Below are 14,150 nucleotides of genomic sequence, written 5' to 3'. Positions count from 1 at the left end.
GGAACGAGCATGGATGAGGGCGATCGGGACAGCGAGGATGGCGCGGCGCGGGCATTCGCCCAACTCGGGCGCGAGGTGTCGTTGCTGCGCGCCGCCGTCGAGGGGCTGACCGCCGCCCGCGAAAATATCGAGATACCCGATTACGAGCCGACGCTGGCACGCACCGAAAAGACGCTCCTGGCGCTCGCCCAGCGGATCGACCCCATCGCCAAGAGTCCGGCGCTGGCGATGACGCCCGACCATATGGCGGGCCAGATCGCATTGGCCGCGACCGGCGCGCGTCGCGAGGATGCACGGCTTGTCGCTGAGGCCCGATCGGCGTTGGATCAGGCGACGCGCGAGATTGGCAACCGGCTCGCCTCGGCGCGGCGCGGCGACGAGCAGAACCGCTGGCTCTACCTGTTCGGTGGCGGTGGGGTGTTGCTGGGCCTGTTGTTCTATGCCGTGCTGGCAGGGCCGATCGCGCGCGCAATGCCCGATAGCTGGCACTGGCCGGAGCGAATGGCGACGCGGGGACTTGGTGAGGCGACGCCATGGAATGCGGGGCAACGGTTGATGCAGCGCGCCGCACCGGCGAGCTGGGCTGCGATCGTCGCGGCCGATCCGCTCGCCGATGGCAATCGCGAGGCACTGCAACGGTGTCGTGAAGCCGCCACGAAAGCTAAGAAGCCGGTGCGCTGCACGATTAACGTGAAGCCGGGAGAATAAGAGAAAGCAACCGATTATGGCTATTCTGGTGGGAGGGTCCGGAGGTGTGCCACACTAGCAAACCGATTATTGAGCCCGTCCAGTAAGGCCGCTCTACTTCACCTGCCCCCGTCGCGCGAGCCAGGCCCGCATCTGCGCTATCTCGCGCCGCTGCATCTCGATCACCTCCGACGCGAGCCGGCGAACAACGGGATCGCGCCCATATTTCAGCTCGACCTCAGCCATCGCGATCGCTCCCTCGTGATGCGGGATCATCGCCCGCATGAAGTCCACATCCGCATCGCCGCTGAACGGCACGTCCATGCTGCCGTGCATCTTCGCGTTGGCTGCGCGATATTCCCGAGTGGCGGCCGCCTCCGCCGTCGGCGACGCTGCCTGACCATGCTGCGCATGTTGTGCAACCGCAGGCGCGCCCGCGAGGGTCACGCCCAGCAGCAGCGCTGCTCCAACTCCAAACTTCGTCATATTCGTCTCCTAGAAATCCCTCATGTTTTGCCCGGCTTCGACTGCGCTCAGCGCTTAAGGCAGGCGATGATCGCCGACACGACCGCCGCGGTTTCGGTGACGTCGCGGACTTTCACGGTATCCACGCCGATTTCCGCAGCGGGATAGTCGTTGCCGCCGGGGTAGATCGCGTCGCCGAGGAACAGCATATCGGCCAGCGGTAAGCCGCTTTCCTTGCTCAACCGCTTCAGCCCATAGCCCTTGTCGACGCCAGCGCGGGTGACGTCGATCGACGTGGTGCCGCCCAGGTTGATCGAGAGGCCGGGCAGCGTCGCCCGTAGCGTCTTCTGGAGTGCGGTCCGCTTGACGCGATCGGGGTCCCATCCCTCCTTCGCTTCCAGCGGGGCGTCCTGGCCCAGGCCGGAAAAAGTAATCTGGCTTCCCCGATCTTCGATCCGTTCTCCCCAAATGCGCTCATCGGCGAGCCCCGCTTCCGACAGCGCGCGGTCGAATGCCGCACGGATGGTCGCCTTCTCCGCGTCATTGAACAGCTCGGCATAGATCGTGCGCCACGCATCGTCGATGTAGCGATAGAGCTTCGTGCCGGTGGTCGGCATCAGCCACAGCCGCTCGCGCGCCGCATCACCCGGCAGGCGCGAGGCGACTTGCCGGTCGAACTGCGGCCAGTCGCCACCCGAGATCACCGCGACGTCGACCACAGCCAGCAGGCGCGCGAGCGTCGTCGCCATCTCGGCCGACAGGGGCCGCTTGCTCTCCGCAAGCGTCCCGTCGAGGTCGAACACGATCAATGATTTCATACCGCCGCCCCGGTCCGATCCTTGAAGGCCAGCAGACGCAGCGCGTTGAATACGACAAGCAGCGTCGAGCCTTCGTGCATTGCTACCGCCGGGCCAATTCCCAAGCCTAGGATCGTCGCGGGCACGAGGAACGCGACGACGCCGAGGCTGACGAACACATTCTGCCGGATGATGCCGCGGGTGTGGCGACTCAGCCCGACCGCGAACGGCAGATGCGCGAGATCATCGGCCATGAGCGCGACATCGGCCGTTTCCAGGGCCACGTCCGATCCGGCGGCGCCCATGGCGATGCCGACCGTCGCGCTTGCCATCGCCGGCGCATCGTTGACGCCATCGCCGACCATCGCAACCTTGTCCTCGCCGGCAAGCTTCTTGATCGAGGCAACCTTGTCCTCCGGCATCAGGTCGCCCCATGCCTCGTCGAGCCCGACATCCTTGGCGATGGCGTCGGCCACCTTCTGATGATCGCCCGAGATCATGATCATCCGGGTGATGCCCATCTCGCGGAGCCGCTTGAGCGCAACCTTGGCCGCTTCACGCGGCGTATCCATCAGCCCGATCGCGCCGATGTCCCTGTCGCCCTTGCGCACCACCATCGTCGTGCGCCCGCCCTCGCGCAGGGTGGCGATGGCGTCAGTCGCGGCCGCGTTCAGCGTGGGGATACCCTCCTTGCCGAACATTTCGGCCTTGCCGATCCATACCGTCTCGCCGTCGACGGTCGCGGTGACGCCGCGACCGGTCAGGCTCTTGAGATCGGTCGCGGTCGGCAGTTCGCGCCCGCCCAGGCGCTCGCGTCCATCCTTCACGATCGCCTGCGCCAGCGGGTGATCGCTCAACCCCTCGACCGCGATGGCGAGCGCCAACAGATCCTCTTCGCTCGCGCCGTCGACGGGCACGACATCGGTGATGCGAGGGCGGCCTTCCGTCAGCGTCCCCGTCTTGTCGAACGCGATCGCCTTGAGCGAGCCGAGGTTTTCGAGCGGCGCGCCGCCCTTTACCAGCACGCCCCCGCGTGCGGCGCGCGCGACGCCGGACAGCACCGCGCTGGGGGTGGCGATCGCCAGCGCGCAGGGGCTGGCGGCGACCAGCACCGCCATCGCGCGATAGAAGCTGTCGCGGAACGGCTCGTCGACCACGACCCACGCGAACAGCAGGATGAACGAAAGGGCCAGGACCGCCGGCACGAAGACGCGCTCGAACCGATCGGTGAACCGCTGTGTCGGCGACTTCTGCGTCTCCGCTTCGCTCACCATCTTCACGACCTTGGCAAGCGCGCTTTCGTTGGAACGCCGCGTCACCTCGATCTCGATCGCGGCGCCGCCGTTGATCGTGCCGGCGAACACCCGCGACGTCGCCTCGACCGCATCGGGCTTGGCGCGCGCCGCCTCGACATCGGCGACAGGTTCCTTGTCGACCGGGATGCTCTCGCCGGTGACGGGGGCCTGGTTGATCGCGCTCGACCCCTTGATGACGAAGCCGTCGGCAGGCAGGCGTTCGTTCGGGCGCACCACCACGACGTCGCCGACCACCAGCTCCTCGACCGGAATCTCCGTCGTCTGTCCGTCACGGCGCACCGTCGCCTTGTCGGGCGCGAGTTCGGCCAGCGCCTCGATCGCGCGCTTGGCGCGACCCATCGCATAATGCTCGAGCGCATGGCCGAGGCTGAACAGGAACAGCAGCAGTGCGCCTTCCGCCCAAGCGCCCAGCGCCGCGGCGCCGGCGGCCGCGACGAGCATCAGCGTATCGATCTCGAATTTCTTGAGCTTCAGATTGTCGATGGCCTCGCGCAGCGTGAAGAAGCCGCCGAACACATAGGCGCCGACATAGAAGGCGGTCGGCAGCCAGTCGGGCGTGCCCGCCACCAGCTTCTCGACCGCGAAGCCGATCGCCAGCAGCGCGCCGCAGGCGAGCGCAAAGATCAACTCGGTATTGGGGCCGAGGAAATTGGCGTGGGCGTGATCGTGGCCATCGCCCGGTTCGTGCTTTTCCGCGCCTTCGGCATGGTGGCCCGCGCCGTGATCGTGTCCAGCAAGATCGCCGGCATGATCGGAGCCCGTCCGCTTGCCCGGTTTGACCTTGAGCTTGCCCAGCGCCGCGATGATCGCGGCCTCGTCGACGCGTTCCTTGTCATATTCGACCCGGACGCTGCCCGAGGCGCTGGCATCGGCCTGCAGCACGCCGGGCACCTGGCAAAGGGTCTCGCCGACGGTGCGGGCGCGGCGTTCGTGCCCGATCCCCTCGACCTGCCATGTCGCATGGCCGTATCGCCCGCTGATATCGGCGCCCGCCGCCCGCACCATCTCGCGCACACGCGGCAGCGGCAGCACCGCCCCGTCGAAATGGATGCAGAGCTTCGCCGGTGTGTCGCCTTCGGCAGGCAGGACATGCGCGCGCTCGACGCCGGGCTTGGCGCTGAGCGTCGAGACGAGACGCCCGACACAGGCATCGGCCGCGTCGGGAACCTCCGGCAGCAGGACGGGGATATCGAGTTCGAGCTTTTCGGTCATCACGCCGTCTCCGCGTTGGTCTTGGTTTCCGCCCGCGCATCACGCAGGATTTCGATGCCGCCTTTGATCGCGATAAGAGCGGTAGCCAGGCCCACCAGCAGATCGGGCCAATTCGTCCCCAGCCAAAGTACCAGCGCGCCTGCGATCAGGATGCCGCCGTTGGAGATGAAGTCATTGAAGCTGAACGTGGTTGCGGCGCGCAGATTGACATCGGGCTGCTTGAGCCGTTGCAGCAGTCGCAGGCACGCATAGTTCACCACGGCGGCGATCGCCGACATCACCATCATGGTCGGGCCGATCGGATCGCTGCCCTGGATATAGCGGCGGCCGACATCGATCAGGATACCGACGGCAAAGATCAGCAGCATGACGCCCGACATGGTTGCGGCCCGCGTCTTCCACGTCGGCCCGTGGTTGAGCGCGATGAGGCTCAGCGCATAGACCGCGGTGTCCGACAGGTTATCGACGCCGTTGGCGATGAGCGCGCTGGAATCGCCGATCAGGCCCGTCACGAAGAAGCCGGCGGCGATCGCCGCGTTGAGCAGCAGCACGATCCAGAGCGTGCGCCGCTCGGCCGAAACCTTTGCGTCCGGAGCCGTCATGCCATGATTTCCTCGATCAGCAGGAGTGCCAGGAAGCCGACGAAGAACATGGCGCTGATAAGCGGCGAGTCCGGCTTCTCGTGCGCCTCGACCAGCAGCTCTTCGGTAACGAGGTAGAGCAGCGCCATCAGTCCGAAGCTCAGGAAGCCGGTGATCCACACTGGCGACAAGAGCGCCACCGGCTGCGCGACCAGCGCGCCGATCGGCACCAGCAGCGCGAGCGCGCAGGTCAGGCCGATCGCCTTCGCCTTGCGATACCGGCCCGCCAGATCGTTGGTGAGGGTTAGGGCCAGGAACAGCACTTCGAGAGTCAGTGCGACGGCGAGCAGCGTGCCGGCCTTCTCGCCGGCGATGAAGGCGAGGCCGAGGACCAGGCCGTCTATCGCCAGATCGAGCCCGATTGCGGCAAGCAGCGCCACCGGCCCTTCCCACCGGCTTTCCGCCGCCTTGAGCCCCAGCATCACCGCGACGCCCAGCGCTCCGCCGATCAGCGTTGCGGTCGGAGACCCGCCATGCTTCACCAGCGGCAGGATCTCCGTCGCGGCGGCGGCGAACACGACGCCGGCCGCCAGATGCTGCATCGCCGACACCAGCTTCTCGCCGGGCGTGCGCCACCCGGCGACCAGTGCGCCGATCATGATCGCGATCATCGGGATCAGGGAGAATTTGAGCGCTGCCATCGTCAGCGTCCCTTCGGGCCGGGGCGGGTCACAAGCTTGTCGCCTTCCGACACAGGACCGGGGGCTTGCCCGCCTCCTCAATCTTGATTTCGTTGCCCGCGAAGGTCGCGCTCATCGTGTCGCCGACATATTGCAGCCCGGGTGCGGGCGCGGTCAGGACAACCGGCGCAGGGTTACCATGGCGGCGCAGCTCGAGCGTCAGGCCCTCATTCTTGAAGTCGACGAGCAGCGGCCGATCGTCATCGCATCTGTAGGGATGGCGACCGGGGGTGCCGCTCGCATCGCCGCTGTCATTCGCGTGGATTTCCTGTTCAGTGGGCGGCCCCTTGCGAGGCTGTTCCGAACAGCTCGACGCCAGCACAAGGGCTATGCCGGTGATTCCAATCCGAAACGGCGTCATGTGCGCTCCCGGGACCATCTCGATATTCATCCAAGCCATTGGGCAGCTCCCACGCCACCGGCGATCAAGACCATGACGCCGACCAGGAGCAGCTTTTCAGGGCGCGGATCGGCGACGTTGCGTATGCGCGCCGCGACCTGCCAGGCGGGGCGCAGCGGGACGCGCCAAGACCCCGACGCGATCCGGGCCAGCTCGGCATTCGAAAGCTGGAAGAACGATTTCACGTCGCCCCGAGAGCGTCCGTTGAGACCCGTCACGTCGCCCGCTGCCCATGACGGACGCAGCAGCCCGGTAAGCCGGTGCGGATCGCGTTCGAGCAGAGACGCCCAGCGTTCCAAGCGCGAACGACGCTCGTCGCTTAGGGTTGGCGAGTAGCCGAGCAGGCCCGGCGCCAGAGCAAGCCCGGTAGCGAGGATGCTCCCCCGAACCGGGCCGCCCCTAAGACGCCGAGCCGCTATTTCCCCGTTTTTCCATGATCTATCGCCATGGGCGCTACAGGGGGCACGCCCATGGCGCGGGCCGTTCTCACACGGACACCCGAAGGACTCGTTGTGTGGCGGCCGATCCATAGTAGTTCAGTCGAACAATTCGCTGAGAAAGCCCTTGCGGCGACCCTTATGGCCCCGCTCGTAACCGTGCTTTCCGCTATGATCGCCATGGCCGCGATCGTCGGATATTCCGAGACGAACGCCGCTCAACGGCCGCGCGCGGTGATCGTCGCCGGCGCTGCGCTCGATGATCTTGTCGAGTTCGCCGCGATCGAGCCAGACCCCACGGCATTGCGGGCAATAGTCGATCTCAATGCCCTGCCGCTCGCTCATGACGAGATCGACGCGGCATGTCGGGCACAGCAGCCCTTGGGGGGGACGGCTATCTACCATGATGGGTTCCTTTCGTGGCGGGCGATGAGTGCCGAACCGGCATGAATCGACGTCATCGCAACCTCCGGTTGCTCTTGACGGTGTGACGAGGCGGTAGCGTCCGTCCTTTCGGACTCTGTTGTGCCGACAAGCGTCGTAGATGGCGCTCCAGGCACGCATCCGATCGGACAAGGGTGGCGAGGAGCTTGCGGCGCATCAGCGCTGCAAGGGGCCCGCCCAGCAGCCCGGAGAAGCGCAGGCTATGGCGCAGCCGGGTGCCCGTCGGTTCGCTTTCGAGCGCATAGGCTTCCTCGAAGAGAAGAAGCTTGGTGACGCCCGTGGTCCAGGCAAACGCCAGCGGTTTGTCGACGCGGGTGATGTCGGCCTTGGCCGTGACGGGCTTGTCGAGCCCGCCGATACGAAAGGTATAGACGGCCTCGCCGCCGGGGACCGCGGTGCCGGAAAGTTGAATGAACGGCTTCCACTGTGCGTGGCCGGCAAGATCGGTGAGGACCGACCAGACACGCAACGGCGATGCCTTCAGGCTCGTCACATTGTCGATCACGGGCACCTCACACCTCCTTTCTGGACGTGGGGAGGACGGGTGCCGCCCTCCCCTTGTCGATCATGCGTGCCGGGGCAGCGGTTCGATGCCCTCCGCTTCGTCCGGTTCGTCGGCCTTCACCGCTTGCTGTCCGAACCGCGCGTAGAGCGTCGGCAGCACGAACAGCGTCAGCAGGGTCGCTGAGATCAGACCGCCGATGACGACGGTCGCGAGCGGCTTTTGCACCTCCGCGCCGGCCCCGCTCGCAAAGGCCATCGGCACGAAGCCGAGGCTGGCCACGAGCGCGGTCATGACGACGGGCCGGAGCCGCTGGATCGCGCCGGTGCGGGCGGCCTCCGCCCGGTCCATGCCCGAGCGGATCAGGTCCTGCACCGAGCTGACCATGACGAGGCCGTTGAGGACCGCGATACCCGACAGCGCGATGAACCCCACCGCCGCCGAGATCGAGAAGTCCATGCCGCGCACGAACAGCAGCAGCACCCCGCCCACCAGCGCGAACGGCACGCCGGTGAACACGATCGCGGCATCGCGTGCCGACCCCAACGCCCCATAGAGCAGCAGCAGGATCAGGATGAAGCAGGCCGGGATCACGAGTTGCAGCCGCTCGCTGGCGGACTTCAGGTTCTCGAACTGGCCGCCCCATTCGAGATAGCTGCCGGCGGGCAGGCGCACGGCTTGCCCGACCGCCGCCTGCGCGTCTGCCACCACGCTGCCGACGTCACGGCCACGCACGTTGGCCTGGACGACGACACGGCGTTTGCCATTCTCGCGGCTGATCTGGTTCGGCCCGTCGACGACGCCGATGCTGGCGACGCTGGAGAGCGGCACATAGCCGCCGCCGGCGACCGGCACCTGCACTTGTTCGAGCAGCCCGAGGTCAGCGCGCTGCGCATCCGACAGGCGGATGACGACCGGAAAGCGCCGATCGCCCTCGAATATCATGCCGGATTCCCGCCCGCCGAGTGTGGCGGTGATGGTGTCCTGCACGTCCTGCGCGGTGACGCCGACCCGCGCCATCGCGTCGCGATTGACGCGAATGTCGAGCATTGGGAGGCCCGTCGTCTGTTCGACCTTCACGTCCGCCGCGCCTTCCGTCTTGCGCAGGACGCCGGCGATTTGCTCCGCCGTCCTGTTCATGCTGGCGAAGTCGTCGCCGAACACCTTGACCGCGACGTCGCCGCGCACGCCGGCGATCAGCTCGTTGAAGCGCATCTGGATCGGTTGCGTGATCTCATAGGCGTTGCCCGGAATCTGCCCGAGCTTGCCTTCCAGACGCTCGACCAGCTCGGCCTTGGCGAGCTTGGGATCGGGCCATTCGTCGCGCGGCTTCAGGATGACGAACATGTCCGTCGCGTTGGGCGGCATCGGGTCCGAGGCCAGCTCGGCCGTGCCGGTCTTCGAGAAGACGAACCGCACTTCGGGCTGCTTCGAGACCATTTGCTCGATCGGCACCTGCATCGCCTGGCTTTGCTGTACCGACGTTGCCGGAATGCGCAGCGACTGGATGAGCAAGTCGCCCTCGTCGAGCTGGGGCAGGAACACTTGCCCCAACGTCGTAAAGGCGAGCGCCGCCAGAACGAGACTGCCGATGCCCGCCCCGATCGTGATCGAGGGCCGCTTCATCGCCCTTTCCAGGCCCGGCTCATAGCGCTGCTTGAGCCACGAGATGATCCGGCCGTCCTCCTCCGTCACCTTCCGCGACAGCCAGATGGCGATCGCCGCAGGCACAAAGGTCAAAGACAGCACGAAGGCGAACAGCAGCGCGATGATGACGGTCAGCGCCATCGGCACAAACGTCTTGCCCTCGACCCCGGTGAGCGTCAGCAGCGGCACATAGACGAGGATGATGATCGCCTGTCCATAGACCGAAGGACGGATCATCTCACGCGCGGCGGTCGCTACGACCTCCAGTCGCTCCTTGACCGTGAGCAACCTTCCTTGGTGGTGCTGTTGCTCGGCGAGCCGCCTGAGCGCGTTTTCGACGATGATGACCGCGCCGTCGACGATCAGGCCGAAGTCGAGCGCGCCCAGGCTCATCAGGTTGGCCGAGACGCCGAGGCGGAGCATCCCGAACCCGGTCAGCATCATCGTCACCGGGATGACCGCGGCCGCGATCAGCGCGGCCCGGAAGTTGCCAAGCAGCAGGAACAGCACGACGATGACGAGCAGCGCGCCTTCCGACAGGTTCTTCGCCACCGTCTTGATGGTGGAGTTGACCAGTGCAGTCCGATCGAGGACAGGCTGCACCACCACGTCGGGCGGAAGCGAGGCGTTGATCTCCTTCAGCCGGTCGGCGACCGCGGTAGCGACGTTGCGGCTGTTTTCGCCGATCCGCATGATCGCGGTGCCGACGACGACCTCCGTCCCGTTCTCGGACGCAGAGCCCATGCGGATCGCCTGCCCATTGCGCACGCTGGCGACCTGATCGAGCGTGATCGGCACGCCCTCGCGGGTCGCGACGACGGTTCGCGCCAGCTCGGCCGCGTTTCGCACCAGCGCATCGGAGCGGACCGCCAGGCCCTCGCCGTTGCGGTTGACGAACCCGCCGCCGACGCTCGTGTTGTTCTTCTCCAGCGCCGTGCCCAGATCGGTCAGCGTGATGTTGAGCGACGCCAGCTTCTGGACGTCGGGAACGACCAGATATTGCTTGGAATAGCCGCCGATCGAGTCGACGCCAGCGAGGCCCGGCGTGTTCTTCAGGAGTGGGGTGACGATCCAGTCCTGCGCGGTGCGCAGATAGGTCGCCTTGTCCTCCTGGGTCGTCAGCCGCTCGCCTTCGGGTGTGATGTAGCTGCCGTCGGGTTGCTGGCCCGGCTCGCCGGGCCGATGCTCATCGTCCTTCCGGTGATCGAGGCGGACGGTCCACATATAGACCTCGCCCAACCCGGTCGCGATCGGTCCCATTTCGGGGTTCACGCCGTCGGGCAGACCTTCCGCGACGCCTGCCAGGCGCTCGCCGACCTGTTGGCGGGCGAAATAGATGTCGGTGGAGTCGTCGAAGACGGCCGTCACCTGCGCGAAGCCGTTCCGGCTCAGCGAGCGCGTATAGTCGAGGCCCGGAATGCCGGCGAGCGCGGTCTCGATTGGGAACGAGACCTGTTTCTCGACCAGCTCGGGCGAAAGCGCCGAGGCACGGACGTTGATCTGGACCTGGTTATTGGTGATGTCCGGCACCGCGTCGATCGGCAGCCGGTAGAGCGAATAGCCACCGATGACGGTGGCGATGGCGGTGAGGAGCAGGACGAGCCAGCGCTTCTCGACCGCCCATGTGACTATACGGGCGATCATGGCATCAATCCTCGTGCGCCGCTTCGCCCTTGCCGATTTCGGCCTTGAGCGTGAAGCTGCCAGTGGTGGCGATTTGCTCGCGGCCCGTGAGGCCCGAGCGAACGATGACGGTCGCGCCGGCGGCGTCGCCGAGCGTGACCGGCGTTGCCTGGAACCCAGTCGCGGTCCGAACGAACACGACCGACTTGCCCTCGACCGTCTGCACCGCAGTGGTCGGCACGAGGATGGCCGCATTGGCAGCGCCGCCCGTGCCGCTGAGCTGCACCGAGGCCGTCACCGGCTCTCCCACGCGCCACTGACCCCCGCGATTGTCGAGGGTCGCAATAACCGGCACCTGGCGGGTTTGCGGATCGAGCGCCGGTGACACGAAGCTGATCCGCGCGCTGGCCTCGCGCCCCGGTGCCCTCACCATCACGGTGTTGCCGGGCTTCACCCGGCCCGCGTCTTCGGGCTTCAAGTTCAGCGCAAGCGACACACGGCCGAGGTTCGCGATGCGATAGAGTTCGGCGTCGGCCGCGACGGTCTGCCCCAACACGACCGGACGGGCGATGACCTGGCCGCCGATCGGCGCCACGATCCCGAGCCGATTGAGCCCGCCGCCGCCGCCGCCCGCGGCCGACACCTGGCTTTGCGCTTGCTGATAGGCGATGCGCGCTTCGGTCGCCGCCGTGCGCGCGGCGATCAGATCCTGTTCCGGCGACACGCGCTGCGCAAACAACCGCTGCTCGCGCGCGAGATTGGAGTTGGCGAGCGCGAGCCGGGCGCGGGACGCCTCGACCTCGCCCTTGAGCTGCGCCGCCTCGCGGCTTTCGATGACGGCGATGGTCTGCCCCCGTCCGACCGACTGGCCGAGATTGCGGGTCAGCGACACCACGCGGCCGCCGATCGCCGCTGAGACCACCTGGGTTCCTTGCGGATCGCCCTCGATCGTCGCCGGCAGCTCGATCGTGCCCGATCCGCCAAGGGTCGGGCGGCCGAGCTGGATTCCTGCCGCCGCTATCTGGTCGGCGCTAAGCGTGACCTTGCCCTCATCGGCATGGCCGCCTCCCGCGCCTTCTTCGCCGCCCTTTGCCGGCGCGGCCTCGTTGGCAGTCTCGTTAGTGGACTCGCCAGCTCCGCCGCACGCGGCAAGGACCAGGGCAAGCGCCAGTGAAGCCACGGTGCGCGGCATGAATGTCGACATTGATTAATCCCCCTGTAGGTCTGGCGCCGGAGCGGTAAGCCGCTCGAGACGGGCGCGGGCATTCTGATAGTTGGCGAGCGCGTCGATTGCAGTGACGCGCGTTTCGGACAGCGTGCGTTCGGCATCGAGAAGATCGAGCTGGCCGAACTTGCCCTCGCGGTAGCCGATCCGGGCGATACGAGCGGCCTCTTGTGCCGCCGCCAGCGCCGGACCGGCCGCGGCCCGTGCCGAGGTCGCCGCATTGGCCACTTCGGCTTCGGCATCGGTGATCGCCTGTTCGACATCGAGCGCGGTTACGCGCCGCACCGCTTCCGCCCGCGTCCGCTCCGCCGTCGCTTGCGCGATGGCGGCGCGGCCATTGTTGAACACCGGGATCGGGATCGAGATCGCGAACACCGCGGCGGTGTCGTTGGTCGCCTCAAGTCGCCGCAGCGCCGGTCCGACGTTGATATCGGGCACTCGGTTTGCCCGCGCGAGCCGGATGCCGGCGTCGGCGATGGCCAGATCTGCATCGGCCGCCGCCAGCGCCAGCGTGCCTTGGGCACTTGGCGGCGCGACCGGCCCAAAGGTTGCGGCAGGAAGCCGATCGAGCAATCCGGCATCTAGCGCGCCGTCGATGGGGCGACCGATCCGGCGCGCGAGATTTGTCCGCGCCGCCTCCGCAAGCCGCGCCAGCCGCTCGACATTGGCATCCGCGTTGATCCGCGCCACGTCGGCGCGCTGCTGTTCGAGTGGCGATGCCCGGCCAGCCTGGACGCGCACCCCAGCGCCGCGCAGCACTTCGGCTGCGATCCGCGCCTGATCGCGTGCCGTCGCCAAACGGCGTTCGGCCGCGACCGCCTCGACATAGAGCTGCGTCACCTGCACGCGAATGTCGGCCGCCGCGATCGCAGCCTGAAGCTGCGCGCGCGATAGCTGCGCACCGGCGACGGCGACACGCGCGCTGCGCTTGCCGCCCAGCTCGATCGGGATCGCGACCCCGACCGTCGTCTCCGCGCTCCGCAGCCCCCTATAGGGGCCGGAGCCGACTACATTCTCGACCTGACCCTGGAAGGTCGGGTTGGGTCGGAGGCCCGCGACGGAGCGTCCGGCCTGCGCCGCCTCGATCGCCGCCGCCGCCGCTGTGTTGGACGGCGCGGCCCCGCCGGCCGCCAGCACAGCCTGATCCAGCGTGAAGGTCGGTAATGGCTGTGCCGCTGTTGGCGTAGCCGCCGAAGGCGTTGTCGGCATGGGCGCTTGTTGCGCCTGTGCTTGCGCCTGCGCGATCGATGCGCAGGACGCCGCAGCCAGCACGGCCGCGATCATCTTTTTCATTATCCGGTGATCCTGACAAATTGCGTCGGGCCGGCAAGGGCCGACCGGCGGAAAATGTCAGGCGGAGGGGGGCCTCAGCGCAGGATCGACCGCGCGTGATTCGATAGCTGTATCGGAAGCGGGGAACGGGCGCATACCGGCGGCACGCACCATCGCCGAAAGTTCATCTTTCGCGGGCACGTTCAGGGACGGGCCGTGGCAAGTGCCGTGATGGTGCGGAACAGCCTTGTCGGAATCGCCCTGCGATTGATCGGCATCGCCGTCGCTATGCACGGCGCCGCTGCACTCGATCGTGGGCGCTCCCGGTCTTTCCTGCGCGTGCACGGTCGCTGTCACCACCAGGGATGACGCGATCATGACAAGCAGAAGGGACCACAACTTACGCAGCATTGGCTGTCGGTTACCTGAATTACCCCTCAATGTCATCGCAGAACTTCGAGCGACATCGTATTCGCCCGTTACGCCATTGGCTGCGGCCTACGGGCGGAGGTAAAGTTGGCCTTTCTGAACGATCGATGTCGGCGTCACGATCGCACCTATTTTGACACCGCCCGCTCGGACTGCATTTTCCGGCCTACCGAGCCAGAAGCCAATGCGGATTCACATCCGGATCAATATATGATAATGTCCTTTATCACACATTCAGGAGGCGGGCATGTCGGACTACAATTCGGGGTTTCGCCCACCGGAAGGCAAGGTTCGGGGTTTTACCCACCAAGCCGACGCTAGCGAGCGCCGGGGCACTCGCGCGCTGCACGATAGCCTGACGGAGTCGTTTAAA

14 protein-coding genes are annotated in these 14,150 nt (G+C 66.8%); 1 reads left to right on the top strand and 13 read right to left on the bottom strand.

Annotated features, from left to right (window positions below; genetic code table 11):
- The first annotated feature begins 9 nt into the window (after positions 1–9).
- Positions 10–708, top strand: coding sequence for a DUF6118 family protein (locus FHS54_RS16230; protein ID WP_167305228.1), 699 nt, complete (start codon positions 10–12; stop codon positions 706–708).
- A 93-nt stretch (positions 709–801) separates the two neighbouring features.
- Here FHS54_RS16230 and copM read toward each other — a convergent pair whose 3' ends face one another.
- The 13 genes from copM to FHS54_RS16165 form a co-directional block, all read right to left on the bottom strand.
- Positions 802–1,173 (bottom strand): CopM family metallochaperone, encoded by a 372-nt coding sequence (gene copM, locus FHS54_RS16225; RefSeq protein ID WP_167305227.1) that lies wholly within the window; start codon positions 1,171–1,173, stop codon positions 802–804.
- Positions 1,174–1,220: 47 nt separating this feature from the next.
- Positions 1,221–1,970 carry an HAD-IIB family hydrolase gene (locus FHS54_RS16220; RefSeq protein ID WP_167305226.1) on the bottom strand — a complete coding sequence of 250 codons (750 nt, stop codon included), beginning with the start codon at positions 1,968–1,970 and terminating at the stop codon, positions 1,221–1,223.
- Complete coding sequence (locus tag FHS54_RS16215) at positions 1,967–4,477, bottom strand: heavy metal translocating P-type ATPase (RefSeq protein WP_167305225.1); 2,511 nt, start codon at positions 4,475–4,477, stop codon at positions 1,967–1,969. Before FHS54_RS16215 ends, FHS54_RS16220 begins: the two co-directional genes overlap by 4 nt.
- Positions 4,477–5,079 (bottom strand): cation efflux transmembrane domain-containing protein, encoded by a 603-nt coding sequence (locus tag FHS54_RS16210; RefSeq protein ID WP_167305224.1) that lies wholly within the window; start codon positions 5,077–5,079, stop codon positions 4,477–4,479. The genes FHS54_RS16215 and FHS54_RS16210 overlap by 1 nt, the downstream gene beginning before the upstream one ends.
- Positions 5,076–5,759, bottom strand: a complete 684-nt coding sequence (locus FHS54_RS16205; RefSeq protein WP_167305223.1) for a ZIP family metal transporter — start codon at positions 5,757–5,759, stop codon at positions 5,076–5,078. Before FHS54_RS16205 ends, FHS54_RS16210 begins: the two co-directional genes overlap by 4 nt.
- Before the next feature lie 28 nt (positions 5,760–5,787).
- Positions 5,788–6,159: a hypothetical protein gene (locus tag FHS54_RS16200; RefSeq protein WP_167305222.1), complete on the bottom strand. Its 372-nt coding sequence runs from the start codon at positions 6,157–6,159 to the stop codon at positions 5,788–5,790.
- Between the two features lie 26 nt (positions 6,160–6,185).
- Complete coding sequence (locus tag FHS54_RS16195; protein ID WP_167305221.1) at positions 6,186–6,497, bottom strand: hypothetical protein; 312 nt, start codon at positions 6,495–6,497, stop codon at positions 6,186–6,188.
- 237 nt (positions 6,498–6,734) lie between these two features.
- A complete protein-coding gene (locus FHS54_RS16190; protein WP_167305220.1) occupies positions 6,735–7,040 on the bottom strand; it encodes a TFIIB-type zinc ribbon-containing protein in 306 nt (101 codons plus the stop codon).
- A gap of 52 nt (positions 7,041–7,092) precedes the next feature.
- Positions 7,093–7,590 (bottom strand): SRPBCC family protein, encoded by a 498-nt coding sequence (locus FHS54_RS16185; RefSeq protein WP_167305219.1) that lies wholly within the window; start codon positions 7,588–7,590, stop codon positions 7,093–7,095.
- A 54-nt stretch (positions 7,591–7,644) separates the two neighbouring features.
- Positions 7,645–10,872, bottom strand: coding sequence for an efflux RND transporter permease subunit (locus tag FHS54_RS16180; RefSeq protein WP_167305218.1), 3,228 nt, complete (start codon positions 10,870–10,872; stop codon positions 7,645–7,647).
- 4 nt (positions 10,873–10,876) lie between these two features.
- The gene (locus tag FHS54_RS16175; protein WP_167305217.1) at positions 10,877–12,055 is read right to left on the bottom strand and encodes an efflux RND transporter periplasmic adaptor subunit; all 1,179 of its coding nucleotides are present in this window, start codon (positions 12,053–12,055) and stop codon (positions 10,877–10,879) included.
- Between the two features lie 3 nt (positions 12,056–12,058).
- Positions 12,059–13,369 carry a TolC family protein gene (locus FHS54_RS16170; RefSeq protein ID WP_167305216.1) on the bottom strand — a complete coding sequence of 437 codons (1,311 nt, stop codon included), beginning with the start codon at positions 13,367–13,369 and terminating at the stop codon, positions 12,059–12,061.
- A gap of 57 nt (positions 13,370–13,426) precedes the next feature.
- Positions 13,427–13,726, bottom strand: coding sequence for a hypothetical protein (locus FHS54_RS16165; RefSeq protein WP_243855841.1), 300 nt, complete (start codon positions 13,724–13,726; stop codon positions 13,427–13,429).
- Positions 13,727–14,150: the final 424 nt, after the last annotated feature.

The organism is Sphingobium vermicomposti (assembly GCF_011762025.1).
Lineage (GTDB): Bacteria > Pseudomonadota > Alphaproteobacteria > Sphingomonadales > Sphingomonadaceae > Sphingobium > Sphingobium vermicomposti.
This window is presented reverse-complemented; position numbering and strand designations above follow the sequence as displayed.

What these genes read in the sequence shown, in the direction of transcription:
- FHS54_RS16210 (WP_167305224.1), bottom strand. Translation starts at nt 5,079, where the DNA reads ATGACGGCTCCGGACGCAAAGGTTTCGGCCGAGCGGCGCACGCTCTGG.
- FHS54_RS16215 (WP_167305225.1), bottom strand. Translation starts at nt 4,477, where the DNA reads ATGACCGAAAAGCTCGAACTCGATATCCCCGTCCTGCTGCCGGAGGTT.
- FHS54_RS16190 (WP_167305220.1), bottom strand. Translation starts at nt 7,040, where the DNA reads ATGGTAGATAGCCGTCCCCCCCAAGGGCTGCTGTGCCCGACATGCCGC.
- FHS54_RS16200 (WP_167305222.1), bottom strand. Translation starts at nt 6,159, where the DNA reads ATGACGCCGTTTCGGATTGGAATCACCGGCATAGCCCTTGTGCTGGCG.
- FHS54_RS16165 (WP_243855841.1), bottom strand. Translation starts at nt 13,726, where the DNA reads ATGATCGCGTCATCCCTGGTGGTGACAGCGACCGTGCACGCGCAGGAA.
- FHS54_RS16230 (WP_167305228.1), top strand. Translation starts at nt 10, where the DNA reads ATGGATGAGGGCGATCGGGACAGCGAGGATGGCGCGGCGCGGGCATTC.
- FHS54_RS16170 (WP_167305216.1), bottom strand. Translation starts at nt 13,369, where the DNA reads ATGAAAAAGATGATCGCGGCCGTGCTGGCTGCGGCGTCCTGCGCATCG.
- FHS54_RS16180 (WP_167305218.1), bottom strand. Translation starts at nt 10,872, where the DNA reads ATGATCGCCCGTATAGTCACATGGGCGGTCGAGAAGCGCTGGCTCGTC.
- FHS54_RS16205 (WP_167305223.1), bottom strand. Translation starts at nt 5,759, where the DNA reads ATGGCAGCGCTCAAATTCTCCCTGATCCCGATGATCGCGATCATGATC.
- FHS54_RS16220 (WP_167305226.1), bottom strand. Translation starts at nt 1,970, where the DNA reads ATGAAATCATTGATCGTGTTCGACCTCGACGGGACGCTTGCGGAGAGC.
- FHS54_RS16175 (WP_167305217.1), bottom strand. Translation starts at nt 12,055, where the DNA reads ATGTCGACATTCATGCCGCGCACCGTGGCTTCACTGGCGCTTGCCCTG.
- copM (WP_167305227.1), bottom strand. Translation starts at nt 1,173, where the DNA reads ATGACGAAGTTTGGAGTTGGAGCAGCGCTGCTGCTGGGCGTGACCCTC.